The organism is Priestia flexa, from assembly GCF_021441905.1.
Classification (GTDB): Bacteria; Bacillota; Bacilli; order Bacillales; family Bacillaceae_H; genus Priestia; species Priestia flexa.
In genome coordinates this window covers 885,009-904,373 of record NZ_CP090431.1, presented here as the reverse complement: position 1 = coordinate 904,373, position 19,365 = coordinate 885,009, and the positions used below count along the sequence as shown (strand labels likewise).

Sequence of the window (19,365 nt, the reverse complement as noted above, 5' to 3'; positions counted from 1 at the left end):
TTGCAAAGCGAGGTTTACTTTGAAAGCGAATCCAATTCCAATTTCCAAAAGCTATGGGGTTTCATCGCTTCTTTATCAATTTCTTCAAAACGCTCGCGCATTTCGCGAATTAATATATTTGGAACATGACCATCAACTTCGGGACGTTCATCTCGTAATACGAAAGGCTGGATATATTCGTAAAATAGTTCAACAAACTGTAAAAACTGTACAAGCGATGAGTTGATTAGACGCTCGCAGTCATCGTTTGAAACATCTAACAGTACAATGTTGCCATTGTCACCATGTAAACAGATAGGATCGCCTAGCTTTGTCATCCCTAAAAACCAATAAAGCTGATAGCGAGCAGATAAATGAAGCGTCTCACACAAAGTGCATAGCTGATTTTTAGAGGACATAAATTCAAACAATGGAGCAACATCTCGCGGTAGCCCAACTTCAGCTAGCAGCTTTTTAGTCTCCAAATCAACTTTAAGCGGTGCTAATTGACTTTTGTCAAACAGTATTCGCTTTTCTTTGCGTTGTTTTACTTTCTTCAACCTCTGTCACTCCCTCTACCCTACTATGCTTATTGTCTACTATTTTATTTACACTGTCACCTATTCGTTTCAGTCATAACATTTCTTTATATTTCGATACAAAAGAATGCATAAATTTCATAAAATATTGACAATACCTTTTCTTTTTCTATAGATTTAATGTAACTGACCGATATAGTGTAGTGAGAAATAGTAGCAAAAGAAGCCTCTCCTCTCTCTTACTATATGTGAAGAAAGCAAGGAATACATCAGCTGAAGGATGCATTTTTCTCCATTTATTCCCTACTTAAAAGGAGCGAGCTGTTTTATGCAATATAAGCGTGAAGAGCCTTTTCGTTTTACATTTGCACAGCCCATTGTTGGCACGTTTTTCATTAAAAAATACGATGGAAAAGACATCGAAAGTAAACCCGGTCCACTTGCCGTTATTGATTTATCTCCAAGAGGAATGAAGCTAATTACCCCACTGGATCTTCCAGTATTTCAAAAGCCTATTGAGCTTACGGTTAATTTTTCTTTATTGGATAAAAACCTTACAATCACTGGTTTGACCGTTTGGAAAGAAAAAGCAAATCATGAGTTTTTATACGGGATTGAAGCATTTACAGATGAGAAGCAGCAGCAATTATTATTAAATACATTAAAACAATATGCAAAAGAATATCAGAAAAGATAGCAGATGATGGCTATCTTTTTTTGTGAAACCACCTTCCTTTCGCTTCAACATTCTGTTCTTGTTTAAGCTTATACCCTCCGTGGAAATAATAAAAACGAAACTGTAAAAAGAAAAGGTGACACAATGAGTAGTAAAGCAAAAAAAGAATGGATTGGTGGCCTTGTTCTGCTTTTGTTAATTGGATTTGTTGGAACAAGCATGTTTGGATATGAAACGGTTAAAGCTGCTATGAATGATGCATACGTACCTTTGTCTCATAAAGAGCCTCTATCAGAAGAAGCGTTAAAACAAGGAAAACCCATTTCTGCACTTTTAATTACAAAAAACGAAGAACATACATCTTTTGTGCATATGACCATTAATAAGAAAGATGCAGATGTTCATATGACCAATATTCCCGCAGCTTCTATCTTGAAAGACAATGCCCAGTCTACAGAACAGCTCTTACAAAATGCTGAGCAGACGCTAGGTATTCCAATTGACTATTATGCCATGATCGATCAAACAAGCATTAAAACAATTGTTGATAAGCTTGACGGTATTGTAATTAACAACCCCACTGCCTTTACGAACGACGAGCGTACATTTCCAGCTGGTGAAGTGAAGCTGACCGGTGAGGAAGCTTTGGCATACCTTCAGCCTGTCCATGAACAAGATGTACTCTCTGCTCACGACCGGCAGATACTTGTTGCCAAAGCGATTATAAAACAAGTGGCTACCGTTCCATCGTTCACAAAAGCAAAACCGATATTAAATGAGCTATCGAACACTGTACAAACAAACTTAACATTCGAGGACCTTTCACTTATGCGTAAGCAATATAAAGCAGCGTTTGCTAGCATTAAAAAAGCAGAATACCCGCAAACTGAAGTAGAGGTTCAACAGCTTACAAGCAAGCTTCAGTTATCCTAAAAAAGAGGCTGGGACATAGGTAGTTCAACCCCTACTATGCCTGAACAATTGAGAGTTCACAACTTTTAATCGTTCAGGCTTTTTGTTGAGTGGGAAAACCAGTTTGGAAACAGGATGGAAGGGAGCGTAGGACACTCGACTCCTGCGGGAAAGAGAGGGAAAACGGAGATCCCGCGGAAAGCGAGTGGCCGTAGCGCAATGAAACGAACGTGTTCAGCTAACCTAAAGAGATGGGAACAGCTAGTGTTCGTCTTTTAGAAGCAATCATTTTGTTATGTCCCAAACTCCTCCATTTACGTAAATGCAAAACGCACCTGGTTCATCATGCTAAAAACACCTATCTTCCCATACCGTTCATAAAGTCAACATTTTCTTGCAGAGCATATTCTGATGAAATACTTCTCATAATCTTCTGCTCTTGGAGAAAAACTAATGATACTGGAGGAATAGGAATGGAAAAACACTTACCCAATTTAACATCAGCTGAAATTGCATCTCTATGGACAACTTATATGAATGACAGCATGGCAACATGTATTTTAGCTTATATGTTAACTCATATTGAAGATAAAGATATTCACGCGCTTGTAAAAGAGGCTTTAACGATGTCCTCTGAGCATGTAAGCAGTTTGCAGAAGTTATTTCAACAAGAAAAGTTTGCAATTCCAAATGGATTTGGGAAGCAAGACGTAAATGTGAACGCTCCCCGTTTATATACGGATACGTTTTGTCTTAGCTATCTCAATCACATGTCAAAAGCTGGAATGGTTGGCTACAGCGGCTCATTAGCTATGAGCGCTCGATATGACTTAATTGACTATTTTTCAACCGCTTTGCATAAAACGGCCTCTTTTTATGAAAAAACGACAAAGCTGGCGCTTGAAATGGGAATTCTCACACGCCCACCTTACATTTGCGTTCCAAGTGAAGTCGATTACATTGATAGTAAGGAGTACATAAGCGGCTTTCACTTGTTCAGCAAAAACCGTCCCGTAAATGCGGTTGAGATTTCACATTTGTTTTTAAATATCCAAACGAACTTAATTGGCTATAAGATTTGCTTAAGCTTTGCTCAAACGGCTACGTCCAAAGAGGTAAAGCAGTTTATGATGAGAGGAAATGAAATCTCCCAAAAGCATATTAAGCTATTTGCTGATACGCTTTTAAACGATCATATCGCCGCACCAATGAGCTCAGATCTTTACATCACGGATTCAACAACTCCAGTGTTCTCTGAAAAGCTGATGATGTTTCACATGAGCTTACTGAGCGCTACAGGTACAGGTAATTACGCAACGGCAGCTGCAGCTAGCCAGCGAAGCGACCTTGCTTTAAATTACGAAAGAATGTCGTTTGAAATTGGACGCTATGCAAAAGCTGGAGCAGATATTATGATTAAAAATCAGTGGCTTGAACAACCTCCTGGAACCATTAACAAAGAACAGCTTATTCGTTCTCCAAACAAAAAAGCATGAATGAAAACATTCATGCTTTTTTGCTCGTTTATTTCCCTGTAAACCAGCTGCTTAGATGCTCACCCCACAGCTGCTTGCCTTCCTTCGTTAACTTACTTTCTTTTGTGACATAAGGAGAGATTTCATAAGGCCATAACGGAGCGTGATTGAGATAGTGAACGTGATTCTCCTTTGCCATTCCTCCGATGGCTGCTACCGCTTCTTCATAAGATTCATATTGTGAAGCATACGGTGATGATGGCTGAAGGATAAATGCTGTTTTTAATTCTTTCACTTGCGAAATGAACGCTTGAAGTTCGGGCAGCGCATCATCAATTGACATCTCCTTCTGGTCTTCCAACATCGGAACCTCAGCTAAAACAAGGGTCGGATTTAGCTTTTGTAAGTCTTGCTGAAAAGAAGAATGAACGAGTTCTTTTGTTGTTTGATCATGATACGAATAGATTTGGATGTGAAACACGTCTTGTCCGTATGTATCTTCTAAAGATTTCTTTACGAAAGATGCCCACTCATCCTCTTCCCTCGCTACCAGCACCAGTGAGATGGGCTTGTCTTTTATAAACGTATCTTCAATCGCACTAACCAAAAATGGGGGTAAATGCTTTGTATAGCTTGATACACCAGAAAACTGCTTTTGATGAGGCTGTGCCGTTTCCACGACTGCTGCCTGTGCCTGCCCCTCTATTTTTGTTTCCCAATGCTGAACACCTGCTACCATCACTGCGCTACATGCCGCAAAAGCTCCTACTACAATACCGCTTGTCCATTTCATTCAACCGCTCCTTTCAGCATTCACTTACCTTTATTATAAAGGGGATTATGCCTATCAAACGGGACTTTCGTACGTAAAATCTCTACAAATAAAGAGGTCGTTTGCAACAATTTCTAGGGAAATAGCGCCGTTTCATCGAGAAAGCGTCATGTTTTGTCTAACAAGTTCATAGATTTGTCGACTCTGTTTTCTTAACATTTTTCAAACCTTTATTATTTATTTTCAAAAGTCTAGGACAGGAACCTTTCCATTCTTCTCTTTTCGTTCATACAATACGTTATAACAACTAGAAGAAGGTGAAGAAATGTTTTCAAACAGACCTCGTCGTAGACCTGCTTTTCCATTCCCTGGATTTGCGAGAAGACGTCCTCAAAAAAGATCTCAAGTAGCGGAATGGATGTCTTATTTTCAAGATGACCAAGGTAACATGGACTATGCAAAGATTGCCGGTGGTGCCCAGCAGGCAAAAGATTTGTATGCTCACGTAAAGCCAATGGTTACACCGTATGTGCAGAAGTTTTTAAAATAACAAAAGCACCGACTGCAAGCCTGCAGCCGGTGTTTTTGTTATTTCATCGAAGTAAAAACCTGTTGGCACACTTCCATAATACCCTCTCCATAAGCAGACGATGCATGTTGATCATGAAGACCTTTCGCTTCATCAGTCGCATTAAAAAGCAAATAGCCGTGCTCCACTGCTTTTAGCATGTCGATATCGTTTCCGCTATCTCCAAAAGCGAACGTTCGGTGATGAGCAACGTCATAGTATGCTTTCATAAAATGAACGGTGGCTGCTTTTCCCGTACCTTTTGGAATAAAATCAACATCGTACGCATTTTCGGGGTCCCCTGCTTTTGGATTGCATCGATTAATATTTACTTCCACTGCGTATTCATCCGCTAACTTCCTAATAACCTTCAAGACTGAATGAGTATTTTGCTCTGATTTTGTATAATAGTAATAGTTCATTTTATACCCTTGTTGACCAAACTGCGTTTGAGGCGTTAAGACAACCTCATAATCAGTGCGAAGCTGATGTAAAAGCGATTGAACAGTTTCCTTTGAAAAACCGGAAGCGTCAATTTTAGCTTGCCATTCTGGTAAGCTATTCTTATTTCCTTCTTCATCAACCATATATAGCTCTGTGCCAAGATTACTGGAAATAAAATGAGGCAAATATGTTAAGTTCGCTTTCTTCATTTTCGACTCAATATGCGCGATGCTACTGCCGGTTACCCAACCAATTTTCACGTGATATTGACTACACACATCATGTAAATACCTCTCCAGTTGTTGCAGCATCGAAAGCTGTTCCACTGTGCACGCATGCGGAAAATATGTTTCGTCAAAATCAAAGAAAATAAGTGCGTGCGTCTCTTTTCCATGAGGATATGTTTTTTTGTTCATGTTTCCCTCTCCTTTTGCTTTTTTTTTCAGCATACACGCTGGGAACGTTCCCAGGTCAACGACTAAATGGAGGTTTTTTATGACAACAATTCTGGATCTTGCTCGTATAAGCGGTTTATCAAAATCCACCGTTTCGCGCGTGTTAAATCACCATCCCCACGTTTCACAAGAAAGCAAAGAAAAAGTAGAAAAAGCCATCCAGCAAATTGGTTACAAGCGAAATGCGCGAGGCGTTCACTTGCGCAAGAAGCAAAACCAGCTTATTGGCTTATTGGTACCTACCGTCGATCACCCTTATTTTAGTCAGTTAATCAGTGCACTCTCAGAAGCCTGTCGCCAATCTGGATACGAAACGGTCATTTATCAAAGCGATTTTCAACCATCAGAAGAGCGTTATGTCTATGACAAGCTCGCACAGCAAGAAATGGACGCTCTGGTTGTGACACATACTTTATTATCTGAACAAGAAATCAAGGAGTTGGTAGGCAATAGAATCGTCATCATTTGCAATGAACAAGCTCCTGGAAACCTTTTCGACGTCTTTTCAGTAGATGAAGAACAAGCGATATTTGATGCAACGACCCATTTACTCAAACAAGGTCGAACGCGCCTTTTACTTTGTATGGATTATGAACAGACGCCGCTTCAACAAAAAAGGCTGTGCGGATTTAAGCACGCTTTAAAAGATGCAGGGATCACCTACTCACCCGATATGAAAAGAAACGGGGTTATGACAATTGACGACGGACTTCGGCTTGGAGATACACTTTTTCAAACTGAAGATTATCCAGATGGCCTGTTGACAGGAAGTGATTTTGTAGCTATGGGTTTGCTTCATAGTGCACGAAAACATAGCGTTAACATTCCGACAGATGTATCAATTATGGGCTTTGACAACCATTCCATTGGACGCGCGAGCATTCCTTTACTCACAACGGTTGATTACCCTCTACAAACAATTGCAAAGGACGTAGCTAAAGCACTTGCTCTCCGCGTACATCAGAATGAAATGCCTCCTCGACGTAAGCTTTATAAAGCCACACTGGTTATACGAGAAACAACGTAGCACAAAATCAGGCTGCACGCCTGATTTTGTGCTTTTTCTTTATTCCAAAAAAACAATTTTCTGTTATTTATAAAAATTTACACTAGCATTTTTCTCTTTTATAACATATAATCATGCAAGCGGTTGTTTTAGTGGAGTGGACATTTGTACAAAGAAAAAACTTTCTAAAAATTATAAAGATTTTATTTCTTCACATTCACAATCAATATTTTTCATGGTAAACTTACTTTTATGTATGAGCAGTATGTAGGATATGAAGCATTAATCGGAGGAACAAATGATGAAAAACTTATTGCACAAATGGAATCAAATTAGTCTAGTTACTCGAATTGTAATCGGGATTATCGTCGGTGTCGTTCTGGCGTTAACGGTTCCTGAAGGAGCTAAACTCGTTACAATCTTTGGTGCGCTATTTGTAGGTGCGCTAAAAGCTGTTGCGCCTGTATTGGTATTATTTTTAGTTATGTACGCAATCGCACAGCACAGAAATGGGCAGCAAACAAATATGAAGCCTATTATTGGCTTATACCTAATCGGCACATTCCTAGCTGGACTTGTTGCCGTCATCGCAAGCTTTATTTTCCCGGTAACGCTACAGCTTAAAGAAAGCGGCGTTGAAGGATTTGAGCCTCCAGGTGGGTTAAGTGAAGTACTGGAAAAGCTATTGTTCAATATAGTGGACAACCCTATAAATGCACTGATGAACGCTAACTATATCGGCATTTTAGCGTGGGCAATCGTACTTGGTATTGCGCTTCGCCATGCACCTGATACAACCAAAAATATGATTGGCAACTTCTCAGATGCCATTTCAACAATCGTTCGCTGGGTTATTAATCTAGCACCGCTTGGTATTATGGGCCTTGTATTTGAAGCCCTTGTTACAAACGGCTTATCGGCATTGCTTGATTACGGAAAGCTTTTATTAGTTTTATTAGGATGCATGTTCTTTATTGCTCTTGTTGTTAACCCTATTATCGTCTTTATTAATATTCGTAAAAATCCATATCCACTTGTTTTACAATGCTTACGTGAAAGCGGGATTACGGCATTCTTTACGCGTAGCTCTGCTGCGAACATTCCAGTGAATATGAATCTATGTAAAAAGCTAGATTTAGATAAAGATACGTATTCAGTATCTATTCCACTAGGCGCAACAATTAACATGGCCGGTGCAGCCGTTACAATTTCTGTATTAACGCTTGCAGCCGTTAACACGCTTGGCATTGAAGTAGACTTTGGTACAGCACTTATTCTTAGCATCGTAGCTGCAATATCAGCTTGCGGAGCATCTGGTGTAGCTGGTGGGTCTTTACTATTAATTCCATTAGCATGTAGCTTATTCGGAATTCCAAACGATGTAGCGATGCAAGTCGTTGCGGTGGGCTTCATCATCGGTGTTTTACAAGATTCTTGTGAAACAGCGCTCAACTCTTCTTCAGACGTACTTTTCACAGCAACTGCTGAGTATAGAAGAAAACGTAAAGAAGGAAAAGAAATTAGCCTGTAAACAGCAAAAGCCCTTTTCACGATGTGAAGAGGGCTTTTCATTTACCTATCTTATTCTGGCTTTTGCTTTGGTACTTGCTGTAGTACATCTTGAAACTTGACTTCATCTTCATCACGATAACCTTCAAACACTACTTGCTCAACCGCTGCGTGATTAAATACGTATGTGTACTGTTCATTAATGAACCCTTCTGGGTACGGAACGCCGATATAATCATAAATTTGTTGCTCTTCTCCAAGAGACATTTGCTTACGTCCATAAATGACGAGCTTTTTGTCTCCCCCTTTTAACAATACAACAGACCCGTTTGGTAATAGTGCTTGATCCATGAGTACTCCTCCTGACAAGATGATGTAGTTGATTAACACGTACGCTTAATTTTTAAATCAATATTACTTCTACTCCTATGTACTTACCATTAGGTTAACATGTAGACTTGAAAGGTAAATAGGGAAATTACCTTAAATTACCTAATTATCAGATGAGTATTTAGACCCAAACCTCAACTAAGTACAAAGATATGGTTAGAGAATAGGAAAGTAGTGTTTACCAACGGTTTTTCTGTATGTAAATGTCGGAGCATGGAAGATGGATATGGAGCATCCTCACCTGTCACTGCCTATGAATGTTTTGTATAACGAAGAAGAGTTTGGAACATAACAAAATAATTGCACGTTTTGGGGATGATTTACTATTGTGTTAGGTATTTTTAATAAAAAAGAATGGTTTCTTATTTCAGCTGATCAAAAAGTGCTTGATCTACAACGAGCTCACTTTCAATATCTCCGGCTGGATACGAGGTCGTTACGGAAAAGCCAAGCGCTTTGTTGTTATTTACGTAACCACTTATTTGTATTCTTTTCTTAGATAACAGCTTTTCTTCCGTAAACGTGACGGATGAAACGTCATGAAATTCTTTTTGTAAATGCGTGATTACCTGGGGCTTTATTTCCTTTGCATAGGATTTTGCTTCATGATGTTGAAGCATGTATACCATCACTCCTGCAGCGACAATAGCTAACCCCAAAAGCGTAAAAATTACTTTTTTCATCAATCGCTCCCCTTTATTCTCTTATTCTTAGTTTCTATTATAGCAACGGTGGATTACCTTTTGGGTAAAACATATATGAAATTCCCCTATTACCTTGTACTACTTCGACTATCTTCACCATACATTAGTTGTAAAAAGGACGTGTTCATTTTGCTTTTCATCAATTATAACCTAATTCTGATTAGCTTCATTCTTTTCATCCTAGCTTACTTCATCGGCATAAAAAAACAAATATGGTTGCTTCCTGGATTTAACGAGCATCGTATACGTAATAAAGAAAAAGCAAGCAAACTAGTTGGCCTCTCTAGCTTGATTGGCGGACTACTTAGTCTCACTGCTGGCTTTATCTTAGCCATTCAGCCTGAGATTGTCATTTTAATTCTTATTGCTGGCTACCTCTTCCTAGTCATTTATACGCATAAGAAATTAGGATCCACAACAAAAACCAACCTGTCATAGCAGGTTGGTTAATAATTTTTCTATCCATTAACTTATTTAATTTATCCTCTAATAAATTTATATTATCTAAAAAAACAGAGAAACCCATTGAGTTTCTCTGTTTTTATCATGCTACTGCTGTTACAATTTGACGTTGTTCTAAAATTACTTTAGAATGCTCATCAGCTGGACCATAGCCTTTTTCAATTAGCTCTTTTATGTATATTTTGTTATAAACGAAAGAAAAAATAATTCCAGGAATCCATGCACCAAAACCAAAAGTAAATATACCTACAACGATAGCCATAATACACATGATAGCTGCCCATTTTAAATCTCCACGAAAAAGCGCTGGAAAGAATCCAAAGAAAAAGGTTGTCCAACTAAAACCTACTTTTACACTTTTAGTAATTCCACCTTCATTTCGAAGTAAAGCTTTCACATCTCACACATCCTTTCATAATAAAGTTAAGAAGAGAAAAATAATTCCAAATACCTATTTTCATCTCAATATAGTATAATAGCATTAGCACCTAATAATGTTAAGTACTTTTTTATTTTTAAATTATATTTATGGAAAGTATAACTGTAGTCTTCATCACGAAGAAAATTTATTCAATAGATAAAGAACCAACCTGTGGTAGCAGGTTGGTTCTTTATGCCTCAGCTATTTTCCGGATCTACAATAGCTGATATATCTTCAATGTGATGAAGGGTAAACGTCCCTTCTGGTATGAACCAAAAAGCATCGGAAGCACGATATTTATCTGATGTTTCAATAAAAACCTGATTACCTTCTAGTCTAATATACACGATTCCATGGTTTCCTTGGCCATCTTCATCATAAGCAAATGAAGCTTGTTTATCGATAAATTGAACACTTTCACTAGAAGCACTTGCGAGACGCAAACACCGAGGTGGTTGACACGATTCGATTGAAACAGAAGCCATATTCCCATTGCCTGCTTCAATGGTGATAAAAGGAGATCCATCATTTTCACCTGTTCCCCACGTTCCGTTATATGCGTTTAGGGACTCCTCTTTCTCAAAGACAGTCGTTGCTCCAGAAGAGTCAACCGTTTGGCTTGATTTTACTTCTTGAATGTCCGTTAGCTTTAATTCTCCATTCTTCCAAACTGCGCTATACTTCCATGAAAAATCAGCTGTTCGCGTTGAACCATCCCTTTTAGTAATCTCGATGCGCTCTGTTGTTTGAATGTGATAGTTTTCTCCACTTCCGCTTGTTGAATCAACGTTGACTGAAACAACTTCTTCCGTTATCCCACGGCTATGTAAATCTGATACAAGTGATTTTTGTTGATTATATAACGAACTTCCCTGCTGTAAATACGGCTCTACTTTTGAAAATGAATTGGTATTAATGCCTGCAACTAATCCATTAGCATAGCCTTTCATCGTAGAAACTACTTTGTCATCCCTTAATACGTTTACTTGGTTACTGCTTGTTACAGGCTCCTTTTTATGTACGGATGTTCCAGAAACTTTTTGTTGTTTCTCTTCATTTTCTGTACTTTCTTCTTGCTCGTCGTTCGCTACGCTTTCCTTTTTGTCATTGCTGTTAGTCTTTAGCTGCTTTTCTTCTTCACTCACTTGTTTTGACTGAGTAACCTGCTCTGTACTGTTACTCTCTTGACAGGCAGCTAGAAAACAAAGCAACAGCAAAGACATCATGAAGTAAATCTTTCGCACTGCTATATGCACTCCTTCTTTATAAATATAATAGTATTTTAGCACTAAAAAACAAAAGTTCGAGGGGTTTTTTCATAAATTATACAATTCTACTAAAAAGCGTTAAACTAGTACTACCTACTCTATCAATAAGGAGCTCTGACACATGATTCGAAACCTTATAAAAGAACTATTACCTCCTTTGCTCTTTGGAACGTTAAGCGTGTTTCTTTTCTATCACTTACCTGAAGACAAAATATATTTATTGGTCGTAATCTGCCCTTTATCCTACCTGCTTATTTCGTTTATCGTTGAAAAAGTTCTGCCCGATAGACAAGACAAACACGAAGCATAAAACCCCACACAAAAGCCAGAGCAAAAAAATGCTCCGGCTTCTTTTATTATTCAAAAACCTTCCCTTTAGCATCTACATAAATTGATTTCACAATGGTGCGTTCAAACGGCTTTCCGTCTTTTGTTTGACCTTTGATGTCCGCAGTGATGTTGTAGACGCCTTCTTCAGCAAAGGAAGCGTTGAACTGCTGGTTTTTTTTCATATCTTTTTGCTGTTTCTTTACGACTTTCCCATTTTTCTTAATGTTTAGAGTTGCGTCTGCTTTTGCCACGTCACCTGAATGAATCACGTCCACAGAAGAGGCGGTCACATTTTGAAGCTCAATATCATCATTTAAGCCACTTTTTACACTTACGTTTAAAAAGTACGCTGCTTTTTTGTGCTTAGCTTGTACTTTCCATTTTCCCGCTTCAGGAGATGATACTTGGAACATGTGATGATGAGCACCTTTAAAGACGCCTTCGTCAATGGTGCGAACCGCTTTTTTGTACACCTTTCCAGTTGGGCTAACAAGCTCAATATCATTCATTTTTTGATTGCTAAGCCAATCTACTTCCATATTTGCTGCGCTTTCTTCTACTGTAAACTCTTGTACACCTGAACTCGTAAATTCTCCGCCTCGGTAAATGCTGCTGCTTTCTTCATGCTGCATGGCTTCTAATGCGCTGATTTTTGAAGTGGAAAGTGCTTGTGTCGTCGTTAAATATGGTTTAAACAAATTGAAGGTAGCGCTTGATTTAACAGTTGAATGATCCCATGAACCCACGCGAACTTCACGACCGTAAGGAAGACGAGAACTTGTCACCGTTACCGCTCCGTCGTTTTGACCGTAGGAGTTTAAATAAACGCCACCAAAATAAAGTGATGATCCAAAGCTTCCCCAGCTCGTTCCACCAAACGTATAAATTGGATTTTTCAAGCGATTAGCGTGTGAATCCGTTTGGGCACGGTAATTCTTCATATAACCTGTTTGAAGAGAGTACGTTGCATCGTTTTGACTGCCGAGAATACCTGTCAACCAGCTTGTCCAGCTGCTGTAAGCTAGGTCTGCCAGCTGAGATCCATGGTGTGGACTTGATAGTGTAATCAAGTTGGATACGTAAGGATATGCGCCTTGGTGTACGAGGGCATTTTGCGTATCAATGCCACCTTTACTGTGCGCAACAACAACGAGCTTTTTGTTCCCAAAGTGACGATAGATTTCTTCAAACTTTTGTTTCAAAATCGGACCGTTTGTCCACATGTTTTTATCTGGATGCACATCAATAAAAGCAGTTTGATAGCCATTTTGATAAGCGGTATTGTACATATCATTGCCTTCCCACCATGTGTTTGAAGAGCTGTTAAAACCATGAACAAATACAACGACAGGTTTAGCTGGATCCACAGAAGCAGGTGTATTTCCTACGTACCATTGGCCAGGTACGCCAGACGGATCATCTTTCCCTCCGAATCCTCCTGCCTGCGTATTGAGCGGAACAACAAGCCAGAAAACCATCATCAACATGAACAAACGCCTCATACCGTTCTCCCCTATCTTCAATTGTCTAGGAGGAAGCACACCTCCCAATTTTAAAATAGCAGGATTATTATAGAAAAAAGAATAGTATTTTCCATAAACACATCTGAAGTCCTAGCAAAATGAATCAATGGTCCAGCGTTGTCTACTCATCTCTTATTCGATAACCTTCTAGAATTCTTAATTGTTTAAAGACTATATCTATTTAATTGCAAAAAACAAATACCGAGCTGCAGAATTCTATCCGTTTGAAGAAAGCGTAAAAAAAAAAGCCGCTGAATCTGCCCCTCAGCACGAAAAGCCAAAAGAAGTGAATAGCTTAATGAGAGAGTTTTTAACAAAAACAAGCTAAAAAAAGCTAGCCTGCTTTTAGAAGCAGGCTAGCCGTTATTAGAATATGAAGTGTGCGATTAGCACGATAAGCGGAAGAGCAATTGCTGTGCGAAGAATAAAAACGAGCACAAGATCTTTAAAGCGAATCGGAAGCTTAGATCCTAGAATTAACCCTCCAACCTCAGACATGTACACAAGCTGCGTTACCGATAAACATGCGATGATAAAGCGCGTCATTTCACTTTCAATTCCACTGCTTAGAATCGCTGGTAAAAACATATCTGCAAAGCCAACTAAAATGGACACGGATGCATCAGCTGCTTCCGGTACCCCCATCAGCCCTAACAGCGGCACGAACGGCTTTCCTATCCATTCAAAAAACGGGGTGTATTCTGCTACGATAACCGAAATGGTCCCAATTGTCATGACAACTGGAATAACCGCTAGCCACATATCCAATACGTTTTTTGTACCGTTTCTAAAAAACGTAGACACGCTTCCGTTTTTACGCGCTTGCTCAATCGCTTTTTCAGTTCCCCACTGAAACGGCGTTTGACCTTTTGGAATAAACGATTCGTCTTCACGCTCAATTTCTTTAAAATACGTATTTTTCTTGAGAGATAATGGTGGAATGCGCGGCATGATAAACGCTAGCACTAACCCTACAGCAACAATCGTTAAATAATACGGAACGAACATGTGAGCAAGGCCAATCTCGGTGATTACGACGATTGAAAACGTAATAGATACAACCGAGAACGTTGTGCTAATAACCGCTGCTTCTCGCTCTGTATAATGCCCGTCTTCATACTGCTTGCTCGTTAGGAACACACCAATTGTCCCGTCACCAATCCAAGATGCTAAACAGTCCATGGAAGAACGTCCTGGAAGTTTAAAAAGTGGACGCATCAGCTTAGCAAACAAGACGCCACATAAATCAAGTAAACCAAAATCCAAAAGAAGCGGTAAGAAAAAGCCAGCAAGTAAGAATGTTGTCAGCAGCACTGGCACAAGACCCGTTAATAAAAAACCTCCCGTGTCGTCAGACGTAATAAAAGCGGGGCCTATACCTAACACAACCATTGCTGCAAATAAGAAGCCCAGCGTACGTGCTAAAAAAAACGGGATGCTGACATCAAACAAATTCTTTAAAAACGGTGAGTTCATGATAAAGTCAGGTTTTCCCCACTTGGCAACGCATGTTCCAATAAACGTAATTCCCATTAAAACAGCGGCAATCATTGGAATTGTTGATGCAAATACATCACCAAGCCAGTTTGCAACAAACGCGACGAAAACGGTCGTTCCATCTTCCATCGGAATGGGAATCATAAACAATAAAATTCCTAATACGGATGGAACAATAAATCGAACATAATCTCCTCTACTATACCCCTTATCCTGTACCTTCTTTGCTGGAACGCTACTCACTGGCGCTCCCTCCTCCCTTAAAGTCTATATCCCTCAAAGTTTATAAAGCTTGCTGTAGTGCGTACGCTCTTCAATTCGCTTGCGGTTTGGTTCAAAGCCAATCCCCGGTGTTGTCGGTACGGTAATCGTTCCGTTTTCCACCGTAATCGCAGGGTCTGTGATATCGCTTGAAAAATAGCGAGAAGACGCTGACGTGTCCCCAGGAAGCGTAAAGTTATCGAGCGTCGTAATGGCAACGTTATGAGCACGCCCTACACCAGCTTCCAGCATCCCCCCACACCAGACAGGTATGCCGTGCTCTTTACAAAGATCATGAATCTGCTTCGATTCATAGAGTCCACCAACGCGGCCAATTTTAATATTAATAATTTTACAGCTTCCTAGCTCAATCGCATGCCTTGCATCATCAAGCGTATAAATGCTTTCATCTAAACAAAGCGACGTTTGAAGCTCGCGCTGCAGCTTTGCATGATCAATGATATCGTCATAAGCGAGCGGCTGCTCAATCATCGTGAGGTTAAACTCATCAAACGCTTTTAAGTGATTGATATCATCAAGCGTATACGCTGAGTTCGCATCTGCCATCAAGGCAATATCCGGGAAGCGAGTGCGAACTGCTTTTAAGATATCGAGATCCCAACCTGGTTTTACCTTTAGCTTAATGCGCTTGTATCCTTCTTCACAGTTTTTTTCCACCGCTTTTAACAGCTCATACTCTGAATCTTTAATCCCTAAACTAACCCCAACATCAATGGTTTTCTTCGTACCCCCAAGCGCTTTCCAAAGCGGCTCGTTGTTGCTTCTTGCGTATAAGTCCCACATTGCCCCTTCAAGCGCTGCTTTCGCCATGGAGTTGCCCCGAATCGGTTCAAACAACTTCTGAAGTTCGCTCGGGTGGGACACAGGATGTTGAAGTAAAAGCGGAATTAAATAATCCTCCATGATGTGCCAATTTGTTTTGAGCGTTTCTTCTTTATAGTAAGGCTCTGGTGAAGCAACAGACTCTGCCCACCCCGATAAGCCGTTTTTTCCTAGGATTTCTACTAGGATAAATTCTTTATGCGTTTCGGTGAAGATGCTCGTTGTGAATGGTTCTAAAAGCTCCATTTTCACGTGGCGCAAAATAATGTGCTGAATCTCCATCTCGTTTCCCCCTACCTTATTTTTTTGTCACTACGTAGTAATGAATATTTCCGTTTGTTTTCACAAAATCCGTGACTTCATAGCCACAGTCTAGAGCTTTGCTCAATGCTTCTCTTGTTTTTAAGCGCCACTGTAGCGCCAGGTCTTGATTTTTTGCCTTTACCTCTTGATAGCGAGCGGGCACCGCTACGAATAACACGTCATGCATTAATGTAGAGTTCATAGGTGCAGGAGTTGGTAACTCTTGATTATTTAGCACATAGTTTAATAGAATATTGTCTTCCTTAACGCTCCATTCCGCGTACTGCTTTTCTTCTCGTTTTTGCACGCGGTCGCTTTGAATCCACCAATGCACCACAAAGCGGTCCGACGGTATTCCTGCATTTAGAATGTCGTTTAGTTCACCGTAGTAATTTTCTTTATAGGCTGCTCCAATTCCGCCGAGCTTTCGCAAATTCAAGTTAGCATTTGCTGTTTCAAGCGGATCATATGTCCATGCAAGCAGCTCATAACCTAGCTTCTTTGCTTCTTGTCGCTGCGCCCACTTCAGCTTTTGCCCAATACCATAGCTACGATATTCTTTTAAAATGCCCAAGCTGTGAGAGCATAGATAGGATTGCTTGCCGTCAAAGCCTGGAAATGAATACTGAAACCCAATGAGCTTGTCTTCAAGAAAAGCTCCTAACACCAGCCCTCCGTTTCGAATCGTTGCGACCATCATTTCAACTGGAACCGGATCTTCTCCCTTCCAGATTGTTCGCTCTAAATTCCCTACTTTTCGCAGTTCGTCTGGATGCTCCACCCGCCGAATGACGAGCTCGTCCATATGTAAATTCGTCATATTATCTCCTCGCTTATTCCATGTATGTATCTTGATGTGTATATAAGCTCTCAAGCTTTTGCTGACGCTGTTGAACGCCAGCGGGATTTTTTTCTTGATATGCGGTGAGCACTAAGTCTAAAAGCGTAATGACCGGGGCGATTGAGTTGCAACCTGACTGGACGTTTGTCTCTGTTAAAAGCGTAATGTCAGCTAGCTCACCAACCGGCGATAAAATACGATCGGTAACGGCAATTACCGTTACCCCAACTTTCTTAGCGTAAGCCGCAAGCTTTGTCGCTTCCTTTGCATAGCGAGGAAACGACAGGACAACAATGACTGACTCGGGTGTTAAATCGCAAAGACTTTCTTGAATATCTCCCGGCTGATTGACTAACCGCACGCGTTCCCGAAGCGTCGAAAGCATCATTGAAAACCAGTGTGCTGCTCCGTATGAAGTTCGGTATCCGGCAACCAGTACTTGATCTGCGTGAATCAGTCTGTCTACCACTTCCCAAATTCTCTGAGTGTTCTCCTCATTTTCCAAGCGGCGGATGATGTTCAGTTCGCTTTCTAACACGCGCTTGAGCACGTCTTGATTTTTCTCCTTTTTAACTACTTTTTCATGACCCATCACGCGCTGCTGAATCGCATCGTGCATTTGTGAAAAGCTTTGAAAGCCAAGAGAGTATGAAAGGCGAATAACTGTCGTTTCGCTGACTCCCGAGGCGCGACCAATTTCTGCTGCCGTTTGAAACGACGCTTCTTGAAGGGAATCCAGTAAATACTGAGCAACCTTCTTTTGCCCTGATGATAAATGAGGAAACGCTTCTTTTACTACCTGTTCAAATTGCTGCGCACTCATTCTCCCTGCACCTCTGCTTTTGAGGCCAAAAGAGCAAGAGTTAGATAAATGTTTGTTCCGGTTAGCAGCGCTTCTTTATTAAACATCATGTCAGGATGATGAAGGCCATGCTTTAATCCACACCCAAGACCGATCATCGTCGAAGCAACGCCCGTTTCTTTCGTGTACACGTGAAAGTCTTCAGCACCTTTCGTTTCGCAGACAGATACTAATCCATAGTCACCTAGTACAGACTGAATGGCCTGTGTCGCAATTTGAATGGTATGAACGTTTGGAACCGCAGCGTATGTACGTCCTTCAAAATGATAATCGATTGCTACTTCATGCATTGAAGTCAGGTGAGAGAGGATGTGCTCCACTCGCGATTTCAATTCATCCATCGCTTCATTTGTATTGGCTCGCAAATCCAAAGCAAACACAGCTTCATCAGGAATTACATTTGTGCTATCTCCTCCAGCTTGCAGCTTCGTCATTTTGACTGAATAATCATTCGTTTTTGTTAAGCGTAAACCTCTCAGCATCTGTACAAGGTCTGCTGCGATTTCAATCGCATTTTTACCAAATTCGGGTCGTGACGCATGAGCTTGTACACCGTGAACGATGCCATGAACTGCACAGGCTGAGCCGTGTAAAATAACGGGAGATGCTTTCTTATCCTCTACTTCCCATTCAGGTCTTACGTGCATGCCATACAGCTCCGTCACGTTTTGTAAGCACCCTGACTCAATCATTTGCTTCGCTCCCGCCCCAGTTTCTTCTGCTGGTTGAAACAAAAAGCGAATCGTTTTTTGAGGCTGGATATTCATTTTCTTAAGCGCAAGAGCAGCGTATAACAGCATGGTACTATGAGCATCGTGCCCGCACGAGTGATTAGCTTTCAGCTCTCCGTCAATCCACTGCACGACCGCATCTAAATCAGATCGGAATGCTACCACTTCAGAAGAAACGCCTTGAAGCTCAGCAGTTAATCCGTAATGTTCTGAGAATGTGCGAACGCTGTATCCAGCATCCTCTAGCTTCTTTTGAATATAAGCTGACGTTTCTTTTTCCTCACTGCTTGATTCTGGATATGTATGCAGATGTTCATAAGTTTTATAAATGTCATTTTTCATCTTTTTTACGTATGACTGGTTCATTCCATCCTCCTTCGCACTCAAAACTTCATATTTATTCATCAATGAAGTTTTTCCTTCACTTGATTCTTATAATATCATAACTTTCTGACAATAAACAATAGCTTTAGAGCACTATGAAATATTGGAATATGAACTAAAATACTATGCAAATATATAACATCTTCAAAAATAATGAAATAAATGTTAAAATAGTAAAAATATAGTGAAACAACACTGATTGAACAGGAG

At 40.2% G+C, this 19,365-nt stretch carries 22 protein-coding genes; 9 read left to right on the top strand and 13 right to left on the bottom strand.

Annotated features, from left to right (window positions below; genetic code table 11):
* Positions 1 to 14 precede the first annotated feature (14 nt).
* Entirely contained in the window at positions 15 to 539 is a 525-nt protein-coding gene (locus LZP85_RS04585) for an SUKH-4 family immunity protein (RefSeq protein ID WP_025910157.1), read from the bottom strand.
* Positions 540 to 846: 307 nt separating this feature from the next.
* On the opposite strand from LZP85_RS04585, the gene LZP85_RS04580 reads away from it, so the two are divergent.
* The 3 genes from LZP85_RS04580 (at position 847) to LZP85_RS04570 (ending at position 3,602) form a co-directional block, all read left to right on the top strand.
* Entirely contained in the window at positions 847 to 1,215 is a 369-nt protein-coding gene (locus LZP85_RS04580; protein WP_119543084.1) for a PilZ domain-containing protein, read from the top strand.
* 123 nt (positions 1,216 to 1,338) lie between these two features.
* Positions 1,339 to 2,127, top strand: a complete 789-nt coding sequence (locus LZP85_RS04575) for an LCP family glycopolymer transferase (RefSeq protein ID WP_119543083.1) — start codon at positions 1,339 to 1,341, stop codon at positions 2,125 to 2,127.
* 452 nt (positions 2,128 to 2,579) lie between these two features.
* On the top strand, positions 2,580 to 3,602 hold the full coding sequence (locus tag LZP85_RS04570) for a DUF3231 family protein (protein ID WP_119543082.1): 1,023 nt from the start codon (positions 2,580 to 2,582) through the stop codon (positions 3,600 to 3,602).
* 28 nt (positions 3,603 to 3,630) lie between these two features.
* Here the strand turns inward: LZP85_RS04570 and LZP85_RS04565 are convergent, their stop codons facing one another.
* Entirely contained in the window at positions 3,631 to 4,374 is a 744-nt protein-coding gene (locus LZP85_RS04565; protein WP_119543081.1) for an SGNH/GDSL hydrolase family protein, read from the bottom strand.
* Between the two features lie 304 nt (positions 4,375 to 4,678).
* On the opposite strand from LZP85_RS04565, the gene LZP85_RS04560 reads away from it, so the two are divergent.
* Positions 4,679 to 4,903 (top strand): hypothetical protein, encoded by a 225-nt coding sequence (locus tag LZP85_RS04560; RefSeq protein WP_025910153.1) that lies wholly within the window; start codon positions 4,679 to 4,681, stop codon positions 4,901 to 4,903.
* A 38-nt stretch (positions 4,904 to 4,941) separates the two neighbouring features.
* Here LZP85_RS04560 and LZP85_RS04555 read toward each other — a convergent pair whose 3' ends face one another.
* Positions 4,942 to 5,781, bottom strand: coding sequence for an HAD-IIB family hydrolase (locus LZP85_RS04555; RefSeq protein ID WP_119543096.1), 840 nt, complete (start codon positions 5,779 to 5,781; stop codon positions 4,942 to 4,944).
* Between the two features lie 79 nt (positions 5,782 to 5,860).
* Between LZP85_RS04555 and LZP85_RS04550 the strand changes: the two genes are divergently transcribed.
* Complete coding sequence (locus LZP85_RS04550) at positions 5,861 to 6,847, top strand: LacI family DNA-binding transcriptional regulator (RefSeq protein WP_025910151.1); 987 nt, start codon at positions 5,861 to 5,863, stop codon at positions 6,845 to 6,847.
* 280 nt (positions 6,848 to 7,127) lie between these two features.
* Positions 7,128 to 8,357, top strand: coding sequence for a serine/threonine transporter SstT (gene sstT, locus LZP85_RS04545; RefSeq protein ID WP_025910150.1), 1,230 nt, complete (start codon positions 7,128 to 7,130; stop codon positions 8,355 to 8,357).
* 50 nt (positions 8,358 to 8,407) lie between these two features.
* On the opposite strand, the gene LZP85_RS04540 is transcribed toward sstT, so the two are convergent.
* Together LZP85_RS04540 and LZP85_RS04535 are read right to left on the bottom strand one after the other, a co-directional pair.
* A complete protein-coding gene (locus LZP85_RS04540; protein ID WP_025910149.1) occupies positions 8,408 to 8,686 on the bottom strand; it encodes a DUF4176 domain-containing protein in 279 nt (92 codons plus the stop codon).
* 401 nt (positions 8,687 to 9,087) lie between these two features.
* Positions 9,088 to 9,408 (bottom strand): DUF1433 domain-containing protein, encoded by a 321-nt coding sequence (locus LZP85_RS04535; RefSeq protein ID WP_025910148.1) that lies wholly within the window; start codon positions 9,406 to 9,408, stop codon positions 9,088 to 9,090.
* Positions 9,409 to 9,558: 150 nt separating this feature from the next.
* On the opposite strand from LZP85_RS04535, the gene LZP85_RS04530 reads away from it, so the two are divergent.
* Entirely contained in the window at positions 9,559 to 9,867 is a 309-nt protein-coding gene (locus LZP85_RS04530) for a DUF3784 domain-containing protein (RefSeq protein WP_142925364.1), read from the top strand.
* A gap of 106 nt (positions 9,868 to 9,973) precedes the next feature.
* On the opposite strand, the gene LZP85_RS04525 is transcribed toward LZP85_RS04530, so the two are convergent.
* Both LZP85_RS04525 and LZP85_RS04520 read right to left on the bottom strand, forming a co-directional pair.
* The gene (locus LZP85_RS04525; RefSeq protein WP_119543079.1) at positions 9,974 to 10,288 is read right to left on the bottom strand and encodes a DUF2628 domain-containing protein; all 315 of its coding nucleotides are present in this window, start codon (positions 10,286 to 10,288) and stop codon (positions 9,974 to 9,976) included.
* A 221-nt stretch (positions 10,289 to 10,509) separates the two neighbouring features.
* Positions 10,510 to 11,556: a TcaA NTF2-like domain-containing protein gene (locus LZP85_RS04520; RefSeq protein WP_119543078.1), complete on the bottom strand. Its 1,047-nt coding sequence runs from the start codon at positions 11,554 to 11,556 to the stop codon at positions 10,510 to 10,512.
* A 145-nt stretch (positions 11,557 to 11,701) separates the two neighbouring features.
* Here LZP85_RS04520 and LZP85_RS04515 point away from each other — a divergent pair, with 145 nt between their 5' ends.
* Positions 11,702 to 11,890: a hypothetical protein gene (locus tag LZP85_RS04515; protein ID WP_100347377.1), complete on the top strand. Its 189-nt coding sequence runs from the start codon at positions 11,702 to 11,704 to the stop codon at positions 11,888 to 11,890.
* A gap of 46 nt (positions 11,891 to 11,936) precedes the next feature.
* On the opposite strand, the gene LZP85_RS04510 is transcribed toward LZP85_RS04515, so the two are convergent.
* Entirely contained in the window at positions 11,937 to 13,412 is a 1,476-nt protein-coding gene (locus LZP85_RS04510; protein WP_226639051.1) for an esterase/lipase family protein, read from the bottom strand.
* A 181-nt stretch (positions 13,413 to 13,593) separates the two neighbouring features.
* Between LZP85_RS04510 and LZP85_RS04505 the strand changes: the two genes are divergently transcribed.
* The gene (locus tag LZP85_RS04505; RefSeq protein ID WP_182840830.1) at positions 13,594 to 13,761 is read left to right on the top strand and encodes a hypothetical protein; all 168 of its coding nucleotides are present in this window, start codon (positions 13,594 to 13,596) and stop codon (positions 13,759 to 13,761) included.
* Positions 13,762 to 13,799: 38 nt separating this feature from the next.
* Here LZP85_RS04505 and LZP85_RS04500 read toward each other — a convergent pair whose 3' ends face one another.
* Genes LZP85_RS04500 through LZP85_RS04480 form a run of 5 tightly spaced genes read right to left on the bottom strand, consistent with a single transcriptional unit; the run spans position 13,800 to position 19,137 of the window.
* A complete protein-coding gene (locus LZP85_RS04500; protein WP_224840140.1) occupies positions 13,800 to 15,173 on the bottom strand; it encodes a YjiH family protein in 1,374 nt (457 codons plus the stop codon).
* A gap of 33 nt (positions 15,174 to 15,206) precedes the next feature.
* Entirely contained in the window at positions 15,207 to 16,316 is a 1,110-nt protein-coding gene (gene menC / locus LZP85_RS04495) for an o-succinylbenzoate synthase (RefSeq protein ID WP_119543076.1), read from the bottom strand.
* Between the two features lie 16 nt (positions 16,317 to 16,332).
* Positions 16,333 to 17,157, bottom strand: coding sequence for a GNAT family N-acetyltransferase (locus LZP85_RS04490; protein WP_224840142.1), 825 nt, complete (start codon positions 17,155 to 17,157; stop codon positions 16,333 to 16,335).
* A gap of 13 nt (positions 17,158 to 17,170) precedes the next feature.
* Positions 17,171 to 18,001, bottom strand: a complete 831-nt coding sequence (locus LZP85_RS04485) for a MurR/RpiR family transcriptional regulator (protein WP_119543075.1) — start codon at positions 17,999 to 18,001, stop codon at positions 17,171 to 17,173.
* Positions 17,998 to 19,137, bottom strand: coding sequence for an amidohydrolase (locus LZP85_RS04480; RefSeq protein WP_206833419.1), 1,140 nt, complete (start codon positions 19,135 to 19,137; stop codon positions 17,998 to 18,000). Before LZP85_RS04480 ends, LZP85_RS04485 begins: the two co-directional genes overlap by 4 nt.
* Between the last annotated feature and the right edge of the window lie 228 nt (positions 19,138 to 19,365).

Coding starts and splice junctions, on each gene's coding strand:
- LZP85_RS04490 (WP_224840142.1), bottom strand. CDS start 17,157: ATGACGAATTTACATATGGACGAGCTCGTCATTCGGCGGGTGGAGCAT.
- menC (WP_119543076.1), bottom strand. CDS start 16,316: ATGGAGATTCAGCACATTATTTTGCGCCACGTGAAAATGGAGCTTTTA.
- LZP85_RS04565 (WP_119543081.1), bottom strand. CDS start 4,374: ATGAAATGGACAAGCGGTATTGTAGTAGGAGCTTTTGCGGCATGTAGC.
- LZP85_RS04550 (WP_025910151.1), top strand. CDS start 5,861: ATGACAACAATTCTGGATCTTGCTCGTATAAGCGGTTTATCAAAATCC.
- LZP85_RS04570 (WP_119543082.1), top strand. CDS start 2,580: ATGGAAAAACACTTACCCAATTTAACATCAGCTGAAATTGCATCTCTA.
- LZP85_RS04580 (WP_119543084.1), top strand. CDS start 847: ATGCAATATAAGCGTGAAGAGCCTTTTCGTTTTACATTTGCACAGCCC.
- LZP85_RS04575 (WP_119543083.1), top strand. CDS start 1,339: ATGAGTAGTAAAGCAAAAAAAGAATGGATTGGTGGCCTTGTTCTGCTT.
- LZP85_RS04480 (WP_206833419.1), bottom strand. CDS start 19,137: ATGAACCAGTCATACGTAAAAAAGATGAAAAATGACATTTATAAAACT.
- LZP85_RS04515 (WP_100347377.1), top strand. CDS start 11,702: ATGATTCGAAACCTTATAAAAGAACTATTACCTCCTTTGCTCTTTGGA.
- LZP85_RS04555 (WP_119543096.1), bottom strand. CDS start 5,781: ATGAACAAAAAAACATATCCTCATGGAAAAGAGACGCACGCACTTATT.
- LZP85_RS04535 (WP_025910148.1), bottom strand. CDS start 9,408: ATGAAAAAAGTAATTTTTACGCTTTTGGGGTTAGCTATTGTCGCTGCA.
- LZP85_RS04540 (WP_025910149.1), bottom strand. CDS start 8,686: ATGGATCAAGCACTATTACCAAACGGGTCTGTTGTATTGTTAAAAGGG.
- sstT (WP_025910150.1), top strand. CDS start 7,128: ATGAAAAACTTATTGCACAAATGGAATCAAATTAGTCTAGTTACTCGA.
- LZP85_RS04510 (WP_226639051.1), bottom strand. CDS start 13,412: ATGAGGCGTTTGTTCATGTTGATGATGGTTTTCTGGCTTGTTGTTCCG.
- LZP85_RS04485 (WP_119543075.1), bottom strand. CDS start 18,001: ATGAGTGCGCAGCAATTTGAACAGGTAGTAAAAGAAGCGTTTCCTCAT.
- LZP85_RS04560 (WP_025910153.1), top strand. CDS start 4,679: ATGTTTTCAAACAGACCTCGTCGTAGACCTGCTTTTCCATTCCCTGGA.